Raw genomic sequence first — 19667 nt, forward strand, 5'->3', positions numbered from 1 at the left:
ACTTCATGGCTCAGGACACCCGCGGCCCGGCCGCGTCCTCGGCGGCAGACGCCGCCCACTCCCCCTCCCCCAGCGACCCGACCGCGACGACGCGCCGCCCCAAGGACCCCGTCGACGCCGTCCCCCCGATCGGCCGCCTCACCGTCCTCGGCGTCCAGCACGTCCTGGCCTTCTACGCCGGCGCCGTCGTCGTCCCGCTCGTCATCGCCTCCGGCCTCGACCTGGACACGACGACGACCGTCCACCTCATCAACGCCGACCTGTTCACCTGCGGCATCGCCTCGATCATCCAGTCGGCGGGCCTCGGGAAGCGCATCGGCGTGAGGCTGCCGCTCATCCAGGGCGTCACCTTCACCGCCGTCTCCCCGCTCATCGCGATCGGCCTGGCCGCCTCGGGCGGCTCCGGCGGCACCGCGGGCCTGGCCGCCATGTACGGCTCGATCATCGCCGCGGGCCTGGCCACCTTCATCGCCGCCCCGTGGTTCGCGCGCCTCCTGCGCTTCTTCCCGCCAGTCGTCACGGGCACGCTGCTCACCGTCATGGGCACGACCCTCATGAACGTCTCCGCCTCGGACATCGTCTCCTGGGGCACGAACGCGACCGCCGGGCAGGACGCCACCGCGCTCACCCTCAAGGGCCTCGCCTACGCGATGGGCACGATCGCCCTCATCGTCCTGGTCCAGCGCGTCTTCAAGGGCTTCATGGCGACCATCTCGGTCCTCATCTCGCTCGTCACCATGACGATCATCGCCTGGGCGCTCGGCGACGCCGACTTCTCCGGCGTCTCCCAGGCCCACGCCTTCGGGGTGACCACGCCCTTCTTCTTCGGCCTGCCGACCTTCCCCGTCACCGGCATCGTCTCCATGCTCATCGTCATGGCGGTCACCGCCGTGGAGACCACGGGCGACGTCTTCGCCACCGGCGAGGTCGTCGGCCGCCGCATCACCCCGCGGCACATCGCCAACGCCCTGCGCGCCGACGGCCTGTCCACGATGCTCGGCGGCGTCCTCAACTCCTTCCCGTACACCTGCTTCGCCCAGAACGTCGGGCTGGTGCGCCTGACCCGCGTGCGCTCGCGCTGGGTCGTCACGGTGGCCGGCGCGATCATGATCGTCCTGGGCCTGCTGCCCAAGGCGGGCGCCGTCGTCGACGCGATCCCGACGCCGGTCATCGGCGGGGCCTCGCTCGCCATGTTCGTCTCGGTCGCCGTCGTCGGCATCCAGACGCTCGGCAAGGTCGACATGCACGACACCCGCAACGAGGTCATCGTCTCGACCTCGATCGGGCTGGCGCTGCTCGTCACCTTCCAGCCCGGGATCGCGTCGATGGTGCCGTCGTGGCTGTCCATCATCTTCGGCTCCGGCGTCACCATCGGCGCCCTCACCGCCGTCATCCTCAACCTCCTCTTCTTCCACGTGGGCCACCAGGAGGGCGCCGACGTAGCCCTCGTGAACGGCCGCGCCGTGAGCGTCGAGGACGTCAACGCCATGGACCGCGAGGCCTTCGTCTTCACCTTCTCCCGCCTCCACGCCGGCGCCCAGTGGCCCGCCGAGCGCGTCTGGGAGCACCGCCCCTTCGCCTCCGCCGCGGCGCTGCGCGAGGCCTTCGAGGACGAGGTCCTCGCCGCCTCCCCGGCCGAGCAGGAGGCGCTCATCAGCGGCTACTCGGACGTCGTCGACCTCCTCGTGCCGGGCCCCGCAGGCGGTGCCGACGACGCCGCCCGCCAGGCGCGGCTCGACACGGCCTCGCTCGCCCTGGGCGAGATGAACGACGCCGAGGAGGTCGAGCTACGTGCCCTGACCGACGCGTACCACGAGAAGTTCGGCCGTCCGCTCGTCATGTGCGTCGCCCGGGTCGCCGACCGCGAGCAGCTCGTGGCCGCCGGGTGGAAGCGCGTCGAGGCCTCCCCCGTGCGCGAGGCGCGCACCGCGATCGGCGAGGTCGTCGACATCGCCGATGAGCGCTTCGACGCGATGATCGCCGACGCGAACCCGATCCGCTCGGCCTGGTCGCGCAAGTTCGAGCAGCTCGACTGACCCCGTCACCGCCACCACCCACCCGAGGAGCCCTGGACATGCCCACCACCGCACCGCTCGTCATCGGCGCCTACGCCGCCCTGCCCACCGCGCTCGAGGCGCAGGACGCCTTCTACGACGGCCTCGCCGGCCTCGGCGCGACCGGGCTCGAGGTCCCCGACACGCACCTCGCCGGCGCCGACGGCGTGCGCCGCATGACCCGGGTCCTCGACGGGCGCTTCCCCGACAGCGTCGTCACGGCCATCCCCTCGACGATGGGCCGCCAGGCGGGCTCACCCGGCGAGGGCCTCGCCTCGCCGGACGAGGTGCTCCGGGACCGGGCCCTCGCCTTCGTCCGCGACCTGCGCCGCGCGTGCGGCACGGTCAACGACGCTCTCGGGAGCCGGTCGATCGGTGTCCTCCTCGTCCACTCCGCGCCGACGGGAGGGGCCGACGCGGACGCCTTCCGCGCGTCCCTCGAGGCCCTCGCCGCGGACGCCGACACCGCCCTGCCCTCGGTCTGGGTGGAGCACTGCGACGCCGCCTCGGACGCGGTCCCGGGCGAGAAGCGCTTCCTCCCGCTCGCGAGCGAGCTGCGCGTCGCCGCGGAGACCGGGACCCGGGTCACCCTCAACTGGGGGCGCAGCGTCGTGGAGACGCACAACCCGGCGACCCCCGTCGCCCACGTGCGCGCCGCGACCTCGGCGGGGGTCCTCGGGGGCATCGCGGTCTCCGGTGCCGGCGGCTCAGAGACCCCGTACGGGCCCTCGTGGGGCGACGCGCACCTGCCGCTGGACGTCGACGAGCCCACCTCGCTCCTCACCGCCGACCGCGTTCGCGAGTTCGTCGCGGCCGCCGCGGGCCGGGACGCCTACCGCGCCGTGAAGATCCAGGTGCCCGCCGACGCCGCGGTGGAGCGTCGGCTCGAGATCATCGGACGGCTCACCGAGATCGTGGCCGACGGGGAAGCCGCGTGACGGTCACGACGACCATCGTCGCCTCCGCGGGGCTCGAGCGCGTGACCGCCGCGGTCCTGCGCGCCGTCGAGGCGTCCGGCTGGCGCGCCGCGCCGGCGCAGGAGCCCACCACCGGGGGCGGGACCCTCCTCACGATCGAGCGCGGCAGCCGGCTGCGCAGCCTCCTCGTCGGCGCTCACGCCGGAGACTCCTTCCACGTCCGCGAGACCCTCCTGCTCACGCGGGAGGGCCCGTCGCCGGACGAGGGCGCCGAGGGCGCGAGGACCACGATCGTGTACCGGACCTCGGACGGCCGGTCCGCCCTCCTGGGCGGCCCGTACGGCGCCCAGCACGAGCTCGACGCGTACACCCGGACGCTGGAGCGCATCGAGGTGGAGCTGCGGCGCGATGGCCTCGCCGTCGGCAGGCTCTGAGCGGGCGGCGCAGCTCCCGGCCGGCGGCGTGCTGCTGGGGGCGGCGGGCGTCGGCTTCATCCTCTACGGCGTTTACTCGGTCCTGCGGGCCCGCTACCAGGAGATGTGAGAGCCGCACCCGCACACGACGACACCGGCCCGCTGCCCGTGACGGAGCGGGCCGGCGTCGTGCCCACGGGATCAGGCGGCGTCGGCCACCATGTCGCGGACCATGGGGGCGACCTTCGTGCCGAGGAGCTCGATGGAGCGCAGCTGCGCCTCCTGGGAGCCGAGGCCGATCTTGAGGTCGAAGGTGTCCGCGCCGAGGGCGAGCATCGCGTCGGCGACCTTGCGGGCAACGGTCTCGGGCGAGCCGACGAAGAGGGCGCCGTGGGTGACCTCGTCGTCGAAGCGGGCGCGGGTCATGCGGGGCCAGCCGCGCTCGGCGCCGACGCGGTTGTTGTTGGCGGCGTACTGCGGGAAGAAGGCCTCAGCGGCCTCCTCGTCGGTGTCGGCGATGAGACCGGGGCTGTGGAAGCCGACGGAGTTGTCCTGCACGTGCCCGAACCCGTCCTGCGCGCGGCGGTAGAGGTCGGCGAAGGGCGCGAAGCGCTCCGGCGCGCCGCCGATGACGGCGAGGCGCAGGTCGAGGTCGTGGTAGGCGGCGCGGACGACGGACTGCGGGGAGCCGCCGACTGCGACCGCCAGCGGCGGGACGGAGCCGGCGGCGTCGAGCGGAGGGTAGAGCTCCTGCTTGCTGAGCGACTGGGCGAGCTCACCGTCCCAGGTGGCGGGGCGCTCGCGCCACAGCTGGACGAGCATGGCGAGCTTCTCCTCGAACAGGCCCTCGTACTTGGCCAGGTCGTAGCCGAAGAGGGGGAAGGACTCCGTGAAGGAGCCGCGGCCGACCGTGAGCTCGGCGCGCCCGCCGGACAGGGCGTGGAGGGTGGAGATGCGCTCGTAGACGCGGACCGGGTCGTCGGAGGACAGGACGATGACGGCGGTTCCGAGGTGGAGGCGCTCGGTGGCGGCTGCGATGTAGGACAGGACGGTGTCCGGGGCGGAGATCGCGTAGTCGTCGCGGTGGTGCTCGCCGAGGTTGAGGGCGTGGACGCCGACCTGGTCCGCGAGGCGCGCCTGGTCGACGACCTTGCGGAGCGTGGCGGCGAAGTCGCCGTCCTGGAGGTCGCCGAAGGTGTCGAGGCCGAAGTGCAGGGAGGCGGGGTCGAGACGCGTGGGCTCGGGTGCGGTCGTCATGCCGCGACCCTAACAGTTGAACTCTCAATCGCTGAGGGTGCGGCGGCGTGACGATGACGACGGCGTCCCGGTGCCGTGGCCCGGAATACCGGAGCGGAGCCGCCGGGTTGCCCCGGCATGACGATCAGGACCGTGGGCATCATCGGAGCGGGCAAGCTGGGCACGGCCATCGGGCGGCTCGCCGCCACGGCGGGACTCAGCACCCTCATCACCTCCCGGCCCTCCCCCATGCTCCCGGTCATCGTCGGGTCGGTCCTGCCCGAGGCCGAGCTCGTCGACTGGGACCGCCTCGCCGAGCTCGAGGAGCGCGCCGACGCCGTCGTCCTCGCCGTGCCCGCCACCGGCGTCGCCGACCTGGACCTGTCCCACGCGCGCGGGACGGTCATCGACGCGACGAACCCCTGGGAGGCCACCGGGACCGCGGACGCCGGAGCCGGCGTGCCTGACACCACCCCTGCGCTCGATCCAGCGCACGACCTGGACCTGCACGTGGCCCGCGCCCTCAACCACGTCTCCTACGAGGAGCTCCTCGGCTCCGCGCGCACGCCCGAGCAGGGCGGGGCGCGCCGGGCCCTCGCCGTCGTCTCGGACGATCCGGTGGCGCTCGCGACCGCGAGCGAGCTCGTCGACCGCCTCGGCTTCGACGCCGTGGCCGTGCCCGAGGAGAAGGCAGGCCCCTTCCGCCCCGACGGGCGCCTCTTCGGCGCCTGGCTCGACGCCGGCCAGCTCGCGGCCGCCGTCGCCTGACGGGCGCTGGCGGGGCCGCAGAGACGCCCTGCGGAGCGCCTGAGGCTCAGCACCCCGACCGGATCACCGGCTCCGCCGGGCCGCCGCCGAGCACGGCCCGGGCCCCTCACTCGCCGCGCAGGGACCGGACGACCTCGGCGAGGCGGCGCGCTCCCTCGCGCAGCGACCCCGGCGAGCCGTTGGAGTAGGCGAGCCGCACCGCGGCCCGCTCGGGCACCTGCACGAAGCACGAGCTGCCGGGCACGACGATGAGATCGTGCTCGATGGCGGCGGCGAGCAGGTCCGTGTCCGGATCGACGCCGTCGATCGTCACCCAGGTGAAGAAGCCGCCTGAGGGCCGCGTCCAGCGCACGCCGACGAGCCCCTGCTCGGCCAGGGCGTCCAGGAGCACCTCGCAGCGCTGGGCGTAGCCGGCGCGCAGGGCGTCGAGGTGCTCGCGCCAGGACGGCGTGCCGACGTAGGCGGCGACGATCTCCTGGGAGAGGACCGAGGGGTGGATGTCGACGCTCTCGCCGGCGATCTGGAGGCGGTCGCGCACGTCCGGCGGGGCGGCCATCCAGCCCACGCGCATGCCCGGGGAGAAGGTCTTGGAGAGGGAGCCCAGGTGGATGCCGCCGTCGGGGTTGAGTGAGAAGAGCGAGGGCAGCGGGTCGTTCCCGGGGAAGCCGACGAAGGCGTAGGGGTCGTCCTCGACGATGAGGACTCCGCGGCGGGCGCAGACCTCGACGAGGCGGCGGCGCCGCTCGAGGGTGAGGGTCGTGCTGGAGGGGTTCTGGTGGTGCGGGATGACGTAGAGGTAGGCGACGCGGCGCCCCTCGCGCTCGGCACGGGCGAGCGCCTCCTCGACGGCCTCGCGGTCGACGCCGTCGGCGTCCACGGGGACCTGGCGGAGCTCGGCCTCGTAGGCGCCGAAGACGCCCATGGCGCCGACGTAGGTGGGGCCCTCGGCGAGGAGGACGTCGCCGGGGTCGCACAGGAGCTTGGTGGCGAGGTCGACGCCCATCTGGGAGCCGGTGGTGATGAGGAGGTTCCGGGCGTCGACGCTCGCACCCTGGCGGGCCATGAGCGCGGCGATGACGGGCTCGAGGGAGTGGACGCCGGCGCCGGAGCCGTGCTGGAGGACCTCGGCGCCGCGCTCGCGCAGGAGTCGGTCGGCGATCGCGGCGATCTCCTCGTGCGGGAGGTCCGCCGTGCCCGGGTTGCCGCCGGCGAGTGAGACGTAGCGCGGGTCGAGGGCGAGCTCGAAGACGGCGCGCACGGGCGAGGGCCGGAACTCGCTCTCGCGTCGGGCGTAGTGACGGCGGGGCGCGGCGGCGCCGTCGGCGTCGGGGCTGGTGGACACGGTGGGCCTCCCGGGGCGGGGTGGTGAGGGCGGGTGCGGCTCTGGCTCCGACGGGGCTCAGGCGTCGAGGGCGGCGGCCTCGGACTCGTCGATCTCGATGTTGGGGACGACCTTGTGGTGGTCGATCGCCGTGACGAGCAGGTACGGGACCAGGCCGACGACGATGCCGAAGGTGATGGGCCAGTCGCCGCCGATGGCGAAGTCCGCCTGGCCGGTGGACTCGCCGTAGGCCATGGTGCCGGCGACCGTGAGGGCGGACAGGCCGAGGGAGACGAGGCCGGCGCGCGGCGAGATCCGCCGCAGGACGAAGGAGAAGAAGACGGGCACGAAGACGCAGCCGGACAGGAAGCCGTAGGCGAGGTCGAGGGCCTTGAAGATGTCGGAGATGGCGACGGCGAGGACGATGGTGAGGACGCCGATGCTGAGCGCGATGCCGCGGTTGACCCACACGTCGCGGCTGGTGGTGACGTTGCCCTCGGCGTCGTGCTCGACCTCGTGGGCGCCGCCGTCGAAGGACTTCTCGCCGCGCACGAAGCGCAGGTAGACGTCGTTGCAGACGGTGGTGGAGCAGGCGAGGATCGTGCCTGAGGAGACGGACATGCAGGCGGCCAGGGCCGCGGCGAGGAGGAGCCCGGCGACGCCGGTGGGCAGGAAGGCGCTCACGCCGGCCTCGAAGGCGAGGGAGGGGTCGTCGAGCTTGATGCCGGCGGCGAGGACGGCGATGCCGAGGAAGACGGCGCACAGGGAGCACAGGATCGAGTAGAAGCCGGCGAGGATGGTGCCGCGCTTGGCGACGTGCTCGTCGTGGGCGGTGAAGACGCGCTGCCAGATGTCCTGGCCGATGACGAGGCCGGGGACGTGGAGGAGGATCCAGTAGAGGGTGCCGCTGAAGCCGTAGGCGCCCATGTCCCAGTGGTGCGCGGGGACCTTGTCGATGAGCCCGGACAGGCCGCCGATGCGGGGGCTGGTGAGGACGAAGATCGGCACGAGGATGACGATGCCGAGGGTCTTGACGACGAACTGGACGATGTCCGTCATGGTCACGGACCACATGCCGCCGAGGAAGGTGTAGAAGACGACGACGCAGCCGGCGAGGACCATCGAGACGGTGTTCGAGAGGTTGAAGAGGCCGGAGACGATGGCGCCCATGGAGATGATCTGCACGACGGTCAGCGAGATCGTCTAGATGATCGTGAGGGTGGCGCCGAAGACGCGGGCGACGGGCCCGTAGTTGCGCTCGATGACCTCGTTGACGCTGAGCGCTCGAAGGCGGTTGAGCTTGGAGGAGATGAGCATGCCCAGGGCGATGAGGCCCATGCCGAGCGAGCCACCGACCCAGATGCCGGCGAGGCCCTCGCCGTAGCCCTTGCCGGTGCCGCCGACCGTGACGGCGCCGCCGACGGCGAGGGCGGCCATGCAGCCGAAGAACATGGGGAAGCGGAGGCGCCGTCCGGCGACGAGGTAGTCCTCGCGGTTCTTGGTGCGCCGCACGGACCAGAAGCCGATGCCGATCATGATGGCGAAGTAGGCCACGATGACGACGTAGTCGAGGGCGTGGAGGGAGTTCATGGCGGTCGCCTGGGCCGTCGCGCACCGGGGTGCCGGTGCGGCGCTGCTGCTGGGGTGCCGACGGCGGGCGGCCGTCGGGTCGCGGGTGCGGCCGCGGCGGATACAGCGTAGTACCCGGACTGCATACTCATGCACTGGCGCTCGCGGCGCGGGACGGACTGCACGGACGTGCCGGACGGGGCGGGCTCCGTGCGCGAGGCGGCGAGGCACTGCGGAGCACCCGGAACGTCGTCGTCGGACAGCCGGTGGAGGACCGGCACCGCCGCCGTCGGCGAGCCCGCCAGGACGCCGGTGAGCACGACGACGGCCCGGCCGCCTCCCCTCTCGGGGCGGCGGCCGGGCCGTTCACAGGTGGAGATGCGGGGAATCGAACCCCGGTCCGACGGTGGTGCAACAGGACTTCTCCGGGTGCAGCTCGCTAGCGATTTTCTCAGCCCCGGCGTCTCACACGAGCAAGGACGCCGACGGGCTCAGTCACGTAAGTGTCCCGAAGTCCCCCGTGACATGGGACCTCAGCAGTGGCTCCCTAGATGACGCCAGGAACCGGGGCGGAAGCAGTCCCCGGGCTGACGGACTTCGAGGCTCGCTCAGGCGGCGAGGGCGAAGTCGGTGCGAGAGTTATCGGCACCTATTGGTTCGCACAGAGCGTTGACGAGATGACTGTGCATCCTCGACCCGCTTCTCCTGAACCCACGACCGTCGTCGAAACCGATCATCCCCTGTGGAGTTGTCACCCGGTCCGCGCCGGAGCACCGGAGCCGGGGAACGTGCCCGCGTGCGGGCGGTTGCCCACTCTACCAGAGCCCCGCGCCCGAGTCACCACCCCGCCACCGTCGACCGTCAATGCATCGGCCGACCGTCTGATTTCTGGAAATGAGGCGGTCGAGCAGAGCATTGACGGTCGGCCACGGGGGGGGGGGCTGGAAGAGCGCGCGAGCCGGGCCCGGACGCGCAGGAGCCCCGGCCCTCCTGGCAGGACCGGGGCTCCGAGTTCTCGGGTGCTCGCTCAGGCGAGCACGGACAGGCCCCGGAGGACGGAGCCGAAGCGGATCTCCTCGGCGGTGCCGCGCCCGATGGCGTTGACGGTGCCCTCGATGGACTCGGTGCCGGTCAGGGCCCAGGCGGGCCAGAGGGCGAGCCAGTCGTGACCACGGCGCACACCGGCGGCCTCGCCGCGGCCGAGCGGGCCGTCGACCTCGGTGGCCGGGACGGCGATGGCGTAGGCGTTGGCCCAGGTCAGCGAGGAGGCGACGCGGCCCTCGCGCAGGTCGTCGGCGGCGTCGGCGGCGGAGTTGCGCAGGAGGTGGGCGCGGTGCGCCTCGAGCTGGTGGACGGTGGTGGCGCCGGCGAGGGTGAGGACGGGGACGACGCGGCCGAGCTCGGCGACGACGAGGCCGGCGACGGCGACCGGGGCGGCCCACAGCACGGACAGGCCGTTCATGGCGAAGAGCGCCGCGATGAGGAGGGCGCCGACGGCGATGAGGGAGCCGGCCAGGCGCATCCGGGAGACCATGGCGCGGCGCGGGAGGCGGTAGTAGCCCTCGGCGACGGCGGCGCGGTCGATGGCGTCGACGCCGCCGGCGACGACGTCGTTCCAGACCTGGGCGTCGCGGGCAGGGGACACGGCGCCGCCGTGGGCGGCGAGGGCGGTGAGGATGTCGCGCTCGAGGTCGCTGGGCTCATCGTCGCCCGCGGTGAGGCGGATCGTGAGGGCGCGGAGGCGGCCGACGTCGGCGACGGCGGAGCCGACGCAGTCCTGCTCGAGGCGGACGTGGCCGCGGCAGGCGAGCTCGACGATCGAGGTGACGACGTCGCGCTCGGTGGCGCCGTCGGAGAGGAGAGCGCCGCCGACGCCGGGGTGGAGGCCGAGGGGTGCGCGCTCGGCGACGAGGACGCCGTCGGCGGCCTGGGTGGCGCCGGGGGTGGCCCAGGCGTCGCGCTCGAGGCGGCGGCGCAGGGCGCCGACGCGGCCGGCGAGGGCGCCGGCGACGACGCTGGAGCCGAGGACGGCCCAGGTGACGGCCCAGCGGGTGGAGGCGAGGAAGCCGACCCAGGCGGCGTCGGAGGTCTCGGCGAGCGGGGCCCGGGTGGCGCCGCGCAGCGCGGCGGCGGGAGCGCCGTTGAGCAGCCACAGGGCCACGACGCAGAGGCACGCGATGACGACGACGCGGGCGGCGACGTCGGCGCGGGCGATCAACGTCGCGCGGCGGTTCGTGGACGGGCTCACTGGGGACCCCTCTTTGGGGGATTCATCAAACATCAGGTCCTGTCGCTGGGTAGACCGTACAAGCGGGCCTCCACCAGGGGCAGGGCGGGCGAGCCTTCTTGCGGTGCGTTGCAGCAATGCGACATCGCCGTGACTCGCCCGAGACACAGGTGTTTCGCGCACCAAGACTTAGGTCCCAGCCGATTGGGGGGCCGGATGGGGCACGGCCGGGTGACGTGGCATTCACCCGTCACTCACCCGCATCTCACCCGCGCCAATCCTCACATGCGGGCCCGATGGGACCGCGGTCACAAGGGAGGGTGAACACCCGAATTCACCCGAAGGGTGAAGGAGGAAATCGGCGGGATCCCGCAAGAACCGACCACGATGAAGGGCCGAGCGAGCCCCGAGGACCGCGCTGCTAGGACGGCGACGGTGCCCGCCCCGTTCGGGCGGCTCAGCCCTGGCGTCGATTGACGGCCGACATCGCGCGCGCGGCCTCGCGCTTGTCCTGGGCCTCGCGCAGCGACTGGCGCTTGTCCCAGTCCTGCTTTCCCCGGGCGAGGGCGATCTCGATCTTGACGCGTCCGCCGATGAAGTAGAGCTCGAGCGGGACGATCGTGTAGCCCTTGGCCTGGACCCGCTGGGAGAGGCGGTCGATCTCGGCGCGGTGCAGGAGGAGCTTGCGCTTGCGCCGCGGGGAGTGGTTGTTCCAGGTTCCCTGGAGGTACTCGGGGACGTGCGCGCCCTGGAGCCAGGCCTCGCCGTGGCGGTCGATCTCGATCCACGCCTCGGTGAGGGAGGCGCGCCCCATGCGCAGGGCCTTCACCTCGGTTCCGGTCAGGGAGAGGCCGGCCTCGTATCGGTCCTCGATGAAGTAGTCGTGCGTCGCCTTCATGTTGCGGGCGATCGTCTTGTGGGCGTCGGAGGCGACCTTGGCGCGCTCCCCCGCCGTGGGCTTGCGCGGCTTGTCGGGCTTCTTGCCGGACGTCTTGGCCATGAGCGTCTCCTTCCCTGCTTCCCGCTCGAGGCGGCGACGACGGCGCTCCGGCCGACGCGGTTGCTCAGCCTACGCGAGACGTCAAGGCGCGGCGCGCACGACCGGACCGTCCGGCTCAGAACCCGGGCAGGGTCATCGGGTCGATGGTCTGCCCGTTGATGTGGACCTCGAAGTGGCAGTGGGGTCCGGTGGCGCCGCCGGTGTGCCCGGTGAGCCCGATCTGCTGGCCCTTGGTGACGGTGGCGCCGTCGGGCACGGAGTAGGAGGAGAGGTGGCAGTAGGCGAGGACGACCGACTGGCCGTTGATGACGCCGCCGTTGATGTAGATCCCGTTGCCGCACGAGGAGTTCTGGTTGTAGGTGACCGTGCCCGAGACCGCGGCGTACTGGGGCTGCCCCTCGGCGGCGACGAGGTCGACGCCGGCGTGGAGCCTGCGCTCGCCCGTGATGGGGTGGATGCGGTAGCCATAGGGCGAGGCGACCGTGAGCGTCCCGGTGATCGGGTGGCCGATGGCCCCGGAGCCGAGGGAGGAGGCGTCGACGGATCCGCTCGTCCCCGTGTAGGCCGCGGAGGCCTGGTTCTTGGCGTCAATCTCGGCGATCTTGGCGGCGGCCGCGGCCTCGTCGGCGCTGGCCTGCTTGAGCTGCGCCTCGAGGTCGCCCTTCTGGTCCTCAAGGGTCTTGGCGGCGTCCTCCTTCACCTTCTTGAGGGAGGCGACCTCGTCGCGCTTGGCCTGGGCGTCGTCCTTGGCCGTCTGGGCGGCCTTCTCGGCCTCGTCGGCCTTCTCCTTGAGGGAGGTGACGCGCTCGGTGGTGGCGTCCTGACGGGCCTTGCGGTTGGCGGCCTGGGCGCGCTGGGTCTCGGCGGCCTGCAGGGCGGACTCCTGGACGCCGGAGGCGATCTCCATGGTGTCGGCGCGGTCCGTGAGCTCGTCGACGTCGTCGGAGGACAGGACGTAGGACCAGGAGCTGAGGGAGTTGTCGCCCTGGTAGGTGGAGACGACGAGCTGGCCGACGCTGGACTCGGTCTCGTCGGCGGTCTTCTTGGTGGACTCGGCGTCCTTGGTGAACTTGTCGAGGTCCGCCTGAGCGACCTCGAGCTGGTCGGAGGCGGTCTGCTGCTCGCGCTCCTTGGTGGCGAGCGTGGTCTCGGCGGTGGAGAGCTCGCCCTCGGCGGTCGTGAGGGACTGGGTGGCGCTCTGCAGGTCGAGGTAGGCCTGGCCGAGCTCGGAGGAGACGCCCTCGAGGGAGGCGGTGAGCTGCTGCTCCTTCTGCTGCGCGGAGGACTGCTGGTCGGCGGCGTCGGAGCGCTCGTCGGCCTGGACGGCGCTCATGGGGGCCATGACGACGACGGCGACGGCGACCGCCACGGCGAGGCGGCCGCGCCGGCCAGCGGGGGTCGCGATGAGCCGACGACGCGCGGCGGCGGACCGGGCGGCTCGGTGCGTGGAGCCCACGGGTCAGACCCTCGTGTACTTGCGCAGCGACAGCGCCGAGGCGAGGGCGGCGATGAGGACCGCCGCCAGCAGCAGCCAGGGCGACAGGCGCAGGACGTCACCGGTGCCGATGAAGGCGGAGGTGAACTTGATGGAGCCGGCGAGCCAGTCGGTGACGACGTACTTGACGCCGACGAAGAGCGCCCCGACGGCGAGCAGCCCTCCGATGAGGGCGGCGATGACGCCCTCGAGGACGAAGGGCAGCTGGATGAAGGTGTTGGAGGCGCCGACGAGCCGCATGATGCCGGTCTCCCGGGAGCGGCTCATGGCGGACAGGCGGATCGTCGTCGTGATGAGGAGGATCGCGGCGAGCGCCATGATGGCGGCGAGGCCGCCGGTGATCCACGAGGCGCGGTTCATGACGAGGAAGAGGGGCTCGAGGGTGGCGCGCTGGTCGACGACGCGCTCGACGCCGTCGCGGCCCTCGAACTGCTCGGCGACGACCTGGTACTTCTCGGCGTCGGTGAGCTTGATGCGGAAGGACACCGGCATCATGTCCTCGGTGGCGTTGCGGCCGATCGAGGAGTTCCCGTAGGCCTTCATGAAGTTCTTGTAGGCGGCCTCCTTCGACTCGATCGTGTAGGAGGCGACGTAGGGCTCGAGGGTCGTCGAGTTGACGAGGTCCTCGACGGCGTCGATCTGCGCCTGGGTGGCCTCGCCCGCGGAGCACTGCGGGTACGAGGAGGAGGGCGGGCACATGTAGACGCTGACCTCGACCTTGTCGTACCAGTCGCCCTTCATCGTGGAGATCTGCGCCTGGAGGAGCGCGGAGGCGCCGACGAAGAGGAGGGAGACGAAGGCGACGAGGATGACGGAGACCGTCATCGCGAGGTTGCGGGTGAGGCCCTTGCCGGTCTCGGAGAGGACGTATCGGAATCGCATGGTTCTGCTCGCTCCCTTGGCTCAGCGGTCGGAGCCGTAGACGCCGTTGGCCTGGTCGCGGACGACCTCACCGGCCTTGAGCTCGATGACGCGCTTGCGCATCTGGTCGACGATCTCGTCGTCATGGGTGGCCATGACGACGGTCGTGCCCTGGCGGTTGATGCGGTCCAGGAGCCGCATGATGCCGACCGAGGTGGACGGGTCGAGGTTGCCGGTGGGCTCGTCGGCCAGGAGGATCTTGGGACGGTTGACCATGGCGCGGGCGATGGCGACGCGCTGCTGCTCACCGCCGGAGAGCTCGTGCGGCATGCGCTTCTCCTTGCCGGACAGGCCGACGAGCTCGAGGGCCTCGGGCACGGCCGTCTTGACGTAGTGGGAGGGCTTGCCGATGACCTGGGAGGCGAGGGCGACGTTCTCGATGACGTTCTTGGACTCCAGGAGGCGGAAGTCCTGGAAGACGAAGCCCATCTCGCGGCGCAGCTGGGGCACCTTCCAGGAGGAGACCTGGGAGAGGTCGCGGCCGAGCACGTGGACGCGGCCCGAGGTGGGGCGCTCCTCGCGCAGCACGAGGCGCAGGAAGGTGGACTTGCCCGATCCGGAGGCGCCGACGAGGAAGACGAACTCGTCGCGCTCGATCGAGATGTCCACGTCGTCGAGGGCCGGTCGGGCGCCCCGCTTGTAGACCTTGGACACGTGGTCGAATCGGATCATCGAATGTCTGCTCTCCTGGCCGAGACGGGTGCGAGCGCACCCCGGTTCGCGGTCACCGTAGCGAGGGCGGGGCGGGGCGGGGCGCCGGACACGCGGGTGAGTGCTGTGGCGCCCACCCCGATACCCTGACCGCATGACGGCCTCCTCCCCCATTGACCCTGCTGACGACGGCGCTACCACCCCTGCCCCGCTCGACGACGTCGTCGACCGCGGCTCGTGGCAGGCCTTCATCCCGTCGCTGGCGCGGTACCTCGAGGAGGCGCCGGTGGGGACGACGATCCTGCTGGCGGCGCCGGCGCCGGTCGTGACCGAGGAGTCGGTGGCGACGCGCGGCGGGCTGCGCTCGTGGCTGCGGCGCGGGCCGAAGCGGACGCCGAGCCCGGAGGTGCCGGGCCTCGTGCTGCTGCGGCGCGGGGACGGCGTCGAGGTGGACGCGCCCGTGCTGGACGCGGCCGGCCGGGTGCTGCTGAGCGCGGACGCCTGCGACGAGCTGGGGCTGCTGGGCTGGTCGCGCGAGGAGGACCTCCTGCGCCGGCTCGTGCCCGAGGCGGGCGCCGCGGCGGAGGCCGTGACGCGCGCGCTCATCGAGATCCTGCGGGTGTCGCACCCGGCCGACCTCGACCACCTCGTCACGCTGGCAGGCTGATGCCCTCCTCGAGGTCGGCGAGGAGGTAGGGCGGGGCGTCCTGCTCGCTCGCGGCGCCCTCGAGGCCGGAGGCGTCGGTCCCGTCCGTCGCGGCGGGCTCCTCCGCGCCAGGACCGTCGGTGCCGGGCACGGCCGTCTCCCAGTGCTCCTGCGCGAGCCCCGAGGAGCCCTGGGCGCCCGTGGCGTCCGGGGCGCCCGACGCCCCGTCCGCGGAGGCGGCGGACGGGGCGGAGCCCGAGGCGGCGGCGTCGCCGGAGCGCGTGTAGCGGCTGTAGCCGCGGCTGAGGTCGTGGCCGGCGGTGATGAGGGTGAGGACGTTGCTCGTGGACTCACCGCGCTCGCCGGTCCAGGTCTCCTGGCCGAGGCGGCCGTGGAGGAGGACGGGCTCGCCCTTGTGGAGGGAGAAGGCGAGGTTCTCGGCGAGGGCGCCCCAGGCCTTGGCGGTGAACCAGACGGTCTCGCCGTCGCGCCAGCCGCCGTCGGAGGTGCGGACCGACGGCGTGGTGGCGGCGCGGAATCGGCAGAAGGGTCGCTTGTCCTCGCCGACGTGGCTGAGGACGGGGTTGGTGCCCAGGACGGCCTGGACGGTGAGCTCGGGCTGGCGGGTCATGGTGGTGCTCCTACGGGACGCGTGCTGCGGCCGGCTGCTGCGTCGGCCGGGCCGGCCTCTGCGCCGGTCCTCGACCAGCGTTCCGCGGAGCCGTCCGCACCCGCTCGGTCGTGTTCGACGTCTGTGGAGCAGCCCCTCACCGCGGCGCCTGTGCGGCCCGGGTCCGGGGAGGCCGCCCTGGGGTGCCGTACACCCTCACGTCCCACCCCCTCACGTCGCGCACCCGTCATTGCGCGACAGGCCGCGCATGCCGAGGAGGGGCGCCATCACGCGGGAAGAGCGCGCGACGACGCAGCGGACCCGACGCGACGGTCACGCTCCGGCCCGCTCGACCGGTGCCGGGCTCAGAGCCCCAGCGCGGCCTGGAGCACCTCGTGGCGGCGCAGGACGTTGTCGGCGGGCGTCGCCAGCTCGGCGGCGACGACGCCGTCGAGGCGCTCTCGCACGCGCGCGGCGTAGGCCTCGGCCTCGCGGGCGGCGCGGCGTCGGCGTGCGGCCCGCGACCACACGAGCAGGACGATCCCGAGCACGACGAGCACGGCCGGCGCGATGACCGCCGTCGCCGCTCCCCCGGCACCGCCCATCGCTCCGCCGGTCGCGGCGGCGACGACGCCCCACGCGACGCCGGCGACGAGCGCGAGCAGGCCGAGCCACCAGGCGATCTCGATCCCGGCGCGACGACCGGCCGGCAGCTCGACGGCCGCGGCGGCCTCGCCGGCGGCGGAGGCGAGCGGCGCGGGGCGGGAGGCGGCGGCGTCAACGGCCCGCACCCAGGGCTCGGGCAGGCCGGGCGTCGTGCGGGCGAGCCAGGAGCTGCGCACGGCCTCGGCCTCGGAGACGGCGGGCGAGCCGGGGTGGGCGAGGGCCGGCGGGCGCAGCCGGGCGAGTCCGGTGCGGATGGAGTCGGCGACGGCGGTGGCGCCGCTGGCGCGCATGAGGGCGTTCGCGGCGGCGGCGTCGACCTCGGCGTCGTGGGCGACGCGCTCGGGGGCGACGGCCCCGCGCAGGCGGCCGGTGATGGCGTCGAGCTCGGCGTCGGCGGTGCGGGCGGCGTTGGACTCGATGCCGAGGCGGCCGCGCAGGATCTCGCGGAGGCGGGCCATGTTGTCGCCGCGCACGGCGGAGACGGGGAGGACCTCGACGTCGGTGAGGCCGTCGGCGGCGAGGAGGGCGTGGACGTCGTCGAGGAGGGGCTGGACGCCGGCCTCGGGGACGGTGTCGACCTGGTTGACAAGAACGAGCATGTCCTCCTGGCGGGCGCCGAGCTCGCGCAGGTACCCCTCGTGGAGGGCGGCGTCGGCGTACTTCTGCGGGTCGACGACCCACAGGAGGATGTCGGCGACGGGGACGAGGCGGTCCACCTGGAGGGCGTGGTCGGTGGTGACGGAGTCGTAGTCGGGGACGTCGAGGAGGACGAGGCCGGCGAGCTCGTCCTCGTCGTGGGCGTCGAGGAGGGACTCGCGCCGGATGCGGCGCTTCGGCGCGACGCCGAGGAAGTCGAGGAGGGCCTCGGCGTCGTCGCCCCAGGAGCAGGCGGCGGCGACGGCGGTGGTCGGGCGGCGCACGCCGACGTCGGCGAAGTCGAGGCGGGTCAGGGCGTTGAAGAGGGAGGACTTGCCGGAGCCCGTTCCGCCGAAGAGGGCGACGACGGTGTGGTCGACGCCGAGCTTGAGGCGCTCCTCGACGCGGTCGAGGCCCTCGCGGGCGGGGCCGGAGAGCCAGGCGGGGACCTCGTCGCCGGCGGTGGTGAGGGCGGCGCGCAGGGTGCTGAGGCGCGTCGAGAGGCGGGCGGAGTACTCGGACTCGGCGCGGTGGCGGCCGGCGGGGCGCGCGGCCGGCTCAGGGCGCGCGCTGGTGGAGGACGTGGTGGGGGCGGTGGTCATGCGGCGGCTCCGGGGCGGGTCAGGGGCGTGAGCTCGCCGGCGCGCAGGCGCAGGGCCGCGGCGAGCGAGGGGTCGGGGGCGGTGAGGGCGGCGTCCTCGGCGGGTGCGGCGGGCTCACCGGCGGTGCGGGCGACGTCCGCCGCGGCAGGGGACTCGACGGCGTCGGCGAGGGCGCGGTCGATCGTGGCGTCGAGGCCGGTGCGGGCGTCGGCGAGGGGCTCGTCCAGGCCGAGACGGGACGCCGCGGCGCGGGTGCCGTCGACGCCGACGGCGGCGGCGAGGACGAGGTCGCGGGCGGCGTCGGACGAGAGGCCGGCAGGGGGCTGCGCGAGGGCGGGGAGCGCCGTGACGGCGTCGGCCCAGGCGGCGACGGCGCGGCGGGCGGCGGTCTCGTCGACGGCGGCGGCCGGCGCCGTGCCGGGCTCGCCGGTGCTCGTGGGCGCGGCGTCGCCCGGCGTCGGGGCGTCATCGGCCCGAGCGGCGTCGGCGGGAGCGGCGTCGGTCTCGGGGCTCGTCGCGGCGGCGCGCAGGCGGTCGGCCTCGGTGGCGAGGGTGACGACGGCGGCGTCGAGCCGGGCGGTGAGGGAGGCGCGCGCCTCCTCGGCGACGGCGGCGAGGGCCCCGGTGCGGGCCTTCTCCGTGCGCCCGAGGAGCCCGCGGCGCAGCCGCTCCCCCTGAGCGAGGGAGGCCAGGGGTCCGCCGGAGGACGCGAGGGAGACCCAGCGGGTCGAGGGGGCGCCCTCCCCCAGGCGGCCGGTGTCGAGGTCCTCGCGCAGGGCCACGAGCCGCTGCTCGGGCAGGGCGGTGAGGGAGGCGTCGAGCGCGGCGGCGGCGTCGGTCTGGGCGTCGACTGCGTCGGCGAGGGCGGTGAGGTCGGCGCGCATCGTGGTCCACACGCCGCGGCCGGTGCGGCTGAGGAGCCCGGCGGCGCGGTGCCGGCCGGCGAGGGCGCGCAGCCAGGCGCGCAGCTCGGCGACGCGCTCAGCCGGGAGGAGGCCCTCGTTGGGGCCGACGTCGGGCACGACGAAGAAGGGGGCGTCCGCGAGCCCGAGGCCCTCGAGCCGCTCGAGGAGGTCGCGGCGCACGACCTTGAGGGAGGCGTCGGGGACGCGGTTGAGGACGACGCCGGTCGGGGTGCCGCGACGGGCGGCCTCCTCGAGGGAGGCCCAGGGGGTGTGGTCGCCGTAGCGGGCGGCCGTGGTGACGAAGAGCCAGAGGTCGGCGGCCTCGAGGAGGCGGGCGGCCAGGCGGCGGTTGCCGGCGTGGACGGAGTCGAGGTCGGAGGCGTCGACGAGGGCGAGGCCGGCGGGGACGACGTCGGAGGCGACGGTGCGGCAGACCTGGGCGACGGGGTGCTCGGCGAGGGCGGGGGCGTCCTCGGGGTTGGCGACGAGCACGGGTGTGCGCGTGGTGGGGCGCAGGATGCCCGCCTCGGAGACCTCGGAGCCGAGGATCGAGTTGACGAGGGTGGACTTGCCGGCGCCGGTGGAGCCGCCGACGACGACGACGGCGGGGGCGTCGGCGTCGGCGAGGCGCGGGAGCACCTGGTCGCGGAGCTGGTCGGTGAGGCGGTCGCGCAGGCGGCGGGCCTCGTCGACGCCGTCGGTGGCGAGCGGGAGGCGGAGGGACTGGAGGGAGGTGAGGGTGTCGCTGAGGACGTCGGAGAGCCGGCCTCGGCTGAGCGCGGTGACGGGGGCGTCGCCGTCGGGGCTCGAGGGATCGGGGAGGGCCATGGGGCCACCTTAGGAGTGGGTCGTCACGGTCCCGGGTATTGGTTCGCGGGGTGCGTCCCACGCCCCGAGGAACGGCCGACGGCACGGCTCGGTACCGCGCCGGCCGGCGCTGGGGCGGAGGTCGCCCGTGACTCCCGGTTCGCACCGGGGGCCACGGGCGACCTCGTGGTGAGCAGCGGGACCGCGCGGGCCCCTCAGACGC

The 19667-nt window shown here is 73.7% G+C and carries 18 protein-coding genes and 1 other RNA gene; 6 read left to right on the top strand and 13 right to left on the bottom strand.

Features of this window, described 5'->3' with window-relative positions:
• The first annotated feature begins 5 nt into the window (after nucleotides 1–5).
• The 4 genes from AXF14_RS00185 to AXF14_RS14810 are packed head-to-tail and all read left to right on the top strand — an operon-like array spanning nucleotide 6 to nucleotide 3514.
• Complete coding sequence (locus AXF14_RS00185; RefSeq protein WP_084355226.1) at nucleotides 6–2036, top strand: solute carrier family 23 protein; 2031 nt, start codon at nucleotides 6–8, stop codon at nucleotides 2034–2036.
• A gap of 38 nt (nucleotides 2037–2074) precedes the next feature.
• Entirely contained in the window at nucleotides 2075–2992 is a 918-nt protein-coding gene (locus tag AXF14_RS00190) for a DUF4862 family protein (protein ID WP_067938914.1), read from the top strand.
• Nucleotides 2989–3405 carry a hypothetical protein gene (locus AXF14_RS00195; protein WP_067938916.1) on the top strand — a complete coding sequence of 139 codons (417 nt, stop codon included), beginning with the start codon at nucleotides 2989–2991 and terminating at the stop codon, nucleotides 3403–3405. Before AXF14_RS00190 ends, AXF14_RS00195 begins: the two co-directional genes overlap by 4 nt.
• Nucleotides 3380–3514, top strand: coding sequence for a DUF1206 domain-containing protein (locus AXF14_RS14810; RefSeq protein WP_084355227.1), 135 nt, complete (start codon nucleotides 3380–3382; stop codon nucleotides 3512–3514). The genes AXF14_RS00195 and AXF14_RS14810 overlap by 26 nt, the downstream gene beginning before the upstream one ends.
• Before the next feature lie 71 nt (nucleotides 3515–3585).
• On the opposite strand, the gene AXF14_RS00200 is transcribed toward AXF14_RS14810, so the two are convergent.
• Nucleotides 3586–4641, bottom strand: a complete 1056-nt coding sequence (locus tag AXF14_RS00200; RefSeq protein ID WP_067938918.1) for an LLM class flavin-dependent oxidoreductase — start codon at nucleotides 4639–4641, stop codon at nucleotides 3586–3588.
• Between the two features lie 117 nt (nucleotides 4642–4758).
• On the opposite strand from AXF14_RS00200, the gene AXF14_RS00205 reads away from it, so the two are divergent.
• Entirely contained in the window at nucleotides 4759–5388 is a 630-nt protein-coding gene (locus AXF14_RS00205) for an NADPH-dependent F420 reductase (RefSeq protein ID WP_150118366.1), read from the top strand.
• A gap of 106 nt (nucleotides 5389–5494) precedes the next feature.
• On the opposite strand, the gene AXF14_RS00210 is transcribed toward AXF14_RS00205, so the two are convergent.
• The 9 genes from AXF14_RS00210 to ftsE form a co-directional block, all read right to left on the bottom strand.
• Nucleotides 5495–6730: an aminotransferase-like domain-containing protein gene (locus AXF14_RS00210; protein ID WP_067938926.1), complete on the bottom strand. Its 1236-nt coding sequence runs from the start codon at nucleotides 6728–6730 to the stop codon at nucleotides 5495–5497.
• Between the two features lie 57 nt (nucleotides 6731–6787).
• Complete coding sequence (locus AXF14_RS00215; protein ID WP_211260102.1) at nucleotides 6788–7894, bottom strand: sodium:solute symporter family transporter; 1107 nt, start codon at nucleotides 7892–7894, stop codon at nucleotides 6788–6790.
• Between the two features lie 18 nt (nucleotides 7895–7912).
• The gene (locus AXF14_RS14050; protein ID WP_211260103.1) at nucleotides 7913–8299 is read right to left on the bottom strand and encodes an SLC5/6 family protein; all 387 of its coding nucleotides are present in this window, start codon (nucleotides 8297–8299) and stop codon (nucleotides 7913–7915) included.
• A gap of 349 nt (nucleotides 8300–8648) precedes the next feature.
• Nucleotides 8649–9019: a transfer-messenger RNA gene (gene ssrA / locus AXF14_RS00220) on the bottom strand.
• 286 nt (nucleotides 9020–9305) lie between these two features.
• Nucleotides 9306–10526, bottom strand: a complete 1221-nt coding sequence (locus AXF14_RS00225) for a DUF2207 family protein (RefSeq protein WP_169798232.1) — start codon at nucleotides 10524–10526, stop codon at nucleotides 9306–9308.
• A gap of 436 nt (nucleotides 10527–10962) precedes the next feature.
• Nucleotides 10963–11505 carry an SsrA-binding protein SmpB gene (gene smpB, locus AXF14_RS00230; protein WP_067938930.1) on the bottom strand — a complete coding sequence of 181 codons (543 nt, stop codon included), beginning with the start codon at nucleotides 11503–11505 and terminating at the stop codon, nucleotides 10963–10965.
• Nucleotides 11506–11620: 115 nt separating this feature from the next.
• Complete coding sequence (locus AXF14_RS00235) at nucleotides 11621–12961, bottom strand: M23 family metallopeptidase (RefSeq protein ID WP_236755687.1); 1341 nt, start codon at nucleotides 12959–12961, stop codon at nucleotides 11621–11623.
• A gap of 3 nt (nucleotides 12962–12964) precedes the next feature.
• A complete protein-coding gene (gene ftsX / locus AXF14_RS00240; protein ID WP_067938933.1) occupies nucleotides 12965–13882 on the bottom strand; it encodes a permease-like cell division protein FtsX in 918 nt (305 codons plus the stop codon).
• Between the two features lie 21 nt (nucleotides 13883–13903).
• Nucleotides 13904–14593, bottom strand: a complete 690-nt coding sequence (gene ftsE, locus AXF14_RS00245; RefSeq protein ID WP_067938936.1) for a cell division ATP-binding protein FtsE — start codon at nucleotides 14591–14593, stop codon at nucleotides 13904–13906.
• 133 nt (nucleotides 14594–14726) lie between these two features.
• On the opposite strand from ftsE, the gene AXF14_RS00250 reads away from it, so the two are divergent.
• A complete protein-coding gene (locus AXF14_RS00250; RefSeq protein ID WP_067938939.1) occupies nucleotides 14727–15239 on the top strand; it encodes a TY-Chap domain-containing protein in 513 nt (170 codons plus the stop codon).
• Here AXF14_RS00250 and AXF14_RS00255 read toward each other — a convergent pair.
• The 3 genes from AXF14_RS00255 to AXF14_RS00265 all read right to left on the bottom strand — a co-directional run bounded on the left by AXF14_RS00255 (nucleotide 15223) and on the right by AXF14_RS00265 (nucleotide 19465).
• Nucleotides 15223–15849, bottom strand: a complete 627-nt coding sequence (locus tag AXF14_RS00255) for a single-stranded DNA-binding protein (protein WP_084355228.1) — start codon at nucleotides 15847–15849, stop codon at nucleotides 15223–15225. The two genes, AXF14_RS00250 and AXF14_RS00255, sit on opposite strands and share 17 nt — an antisense overlap.
• Before the next feature lie 344 nt (nucleotides 15850–16193).
• Nucleotides 16194–17732 carry a GTPase gene (locus AXF14_RS00260; RefSeq protein ID WP_067938942.1) on the bottom strand — a complete coding sequence of 513 codons (1539 nt, stop codon included), beginning with the start codon at nucleotides 17730–17732 and terminating at the stop codon, nucleotides 16194–16196.
• Complete coding sequence (locus AXF14_RS00265) at nucleotides 17729–19465, bottom strand: GTPase domain-containing protein (protein WP_067938945.1); 1737 nt, start codon at nucleotides 19463–19465, stop codon at nucleotides 17729–17731. The genes AXF14_RS00260 and AXF14_RS00265 overlap by 4 nt, the downstream gene beginning before the upstream one ends.
• Nucleotides 19466–19667: the final 202 nt, after the last annotated feature.

The organism is Actinomyces radicidentis, assembly GCF_001553565.1.
GTDB classification, from domain to species: Bacteria; Actinomycetota; Actinomycetes; order Actinomycetales; family Actinomycetaceae; genus Actinomyces; species Actinomyces radicidentis.

What these genes read in the sequence shown, in the direction of transcription:
- AXF14_RS00185 (WP_084355226.1), top strand. Translation starts at nt 6, where the DNA reads ATGGCTCAGGACACCCGCGGCCCGGCCGCGTCCTCGGCGGCAGACGCC.
- AXF14_RS00190 (WP_067938914.1), top strand. Translation starts at nt 2,075, where the DNA reads ATGCCCACCACCGCACCGCTCGTCATCGGCGCCTACGCCGCCCTGCCC.
- AXF14_RS14810 (WP_084355227.1), top strand. Translation starts at nt 3,380, where the DNA reads ATGGCCTCGCCGTCGGCAGGCTCTGAGCGGGCGGCGCAGCTCCCGGCC.
- AXF14_RS00200 (WP_067938918.1), bottom strand. Translation starts at nt 4,641, where the DNA reads ATGACGACCGCACCCGAGCCCACGCGTCTCGACCCCGCCTCCCTGCAC.
- AXF14_RS00205 (WP_150118366.1), top strand. Translation starts at nt 4,759, where the DNA reads ATGACGATCAGGACCGTGGGCATCATCGGAGCGGGCAAGCTGGGCACG.
- AXF14_RS14050 (WP_211260103.1), bottom strand. Translation starts at nt 8,299, where the DNA reads ATGAACTCCCTCCACGCCCTCGACTACGTCGTCATCGTGGCCTACTTC.
- smpB (WP_067938930.1), bottom strand. Translation starts at nt 11,505, where the DNA reads ATGGCCAAGACGTCCGGCAAGAAGCCCGACAAGCCGCGCAAGCCCACG.
- ftsX (WP_067938933.1), bottom strand. Translation starts at nt 13,882, where the DNA reads ATGCGATTCCGATACGTCCTCTCCGAGACCGGCAAGGGCCTCACCCGC.
- ftsE (WP_067938936.1), bottom strand. Translation starts at nt 14,593, where the DNA reads ATGATCCGATTCGACCACGTGTCCAAGGTCTACAAGCGGGGCGCCCGA.
- AXF14_RS00250 (WP_067938939.1), top strand. Translation starts at nt 14,727, where the DNA reads ATGACGGCCTCCTCCCCCATTGACCCTGCTGACGACGGCGCTACCACC.
- AXF14_RS00255 (WP_084355228.1), bottom strand. Translation starts at nt 15,849, where the DNA reads ATGACCCGCCAGCCCGAGCTCACCGTCCAGGCCGTCCTGGGCACCAAC.
- AXF14_RS00260 (WP_067938942.1), bottom strand. Translation starts at nt 17,732, where the DNA reads ATGACCACCGCCCCCACCACGTCCTCCACCAGCGCGCGCCCTGAGCCG.
- AXF14_RS00265 (WP_067938945.1), bottom strand. Translation starts at nt 19,465, where the DNA reads ATGGCCCTCCCCGATCCCTCGAGCCCCGACGGCGACGCCCCCGTCACC.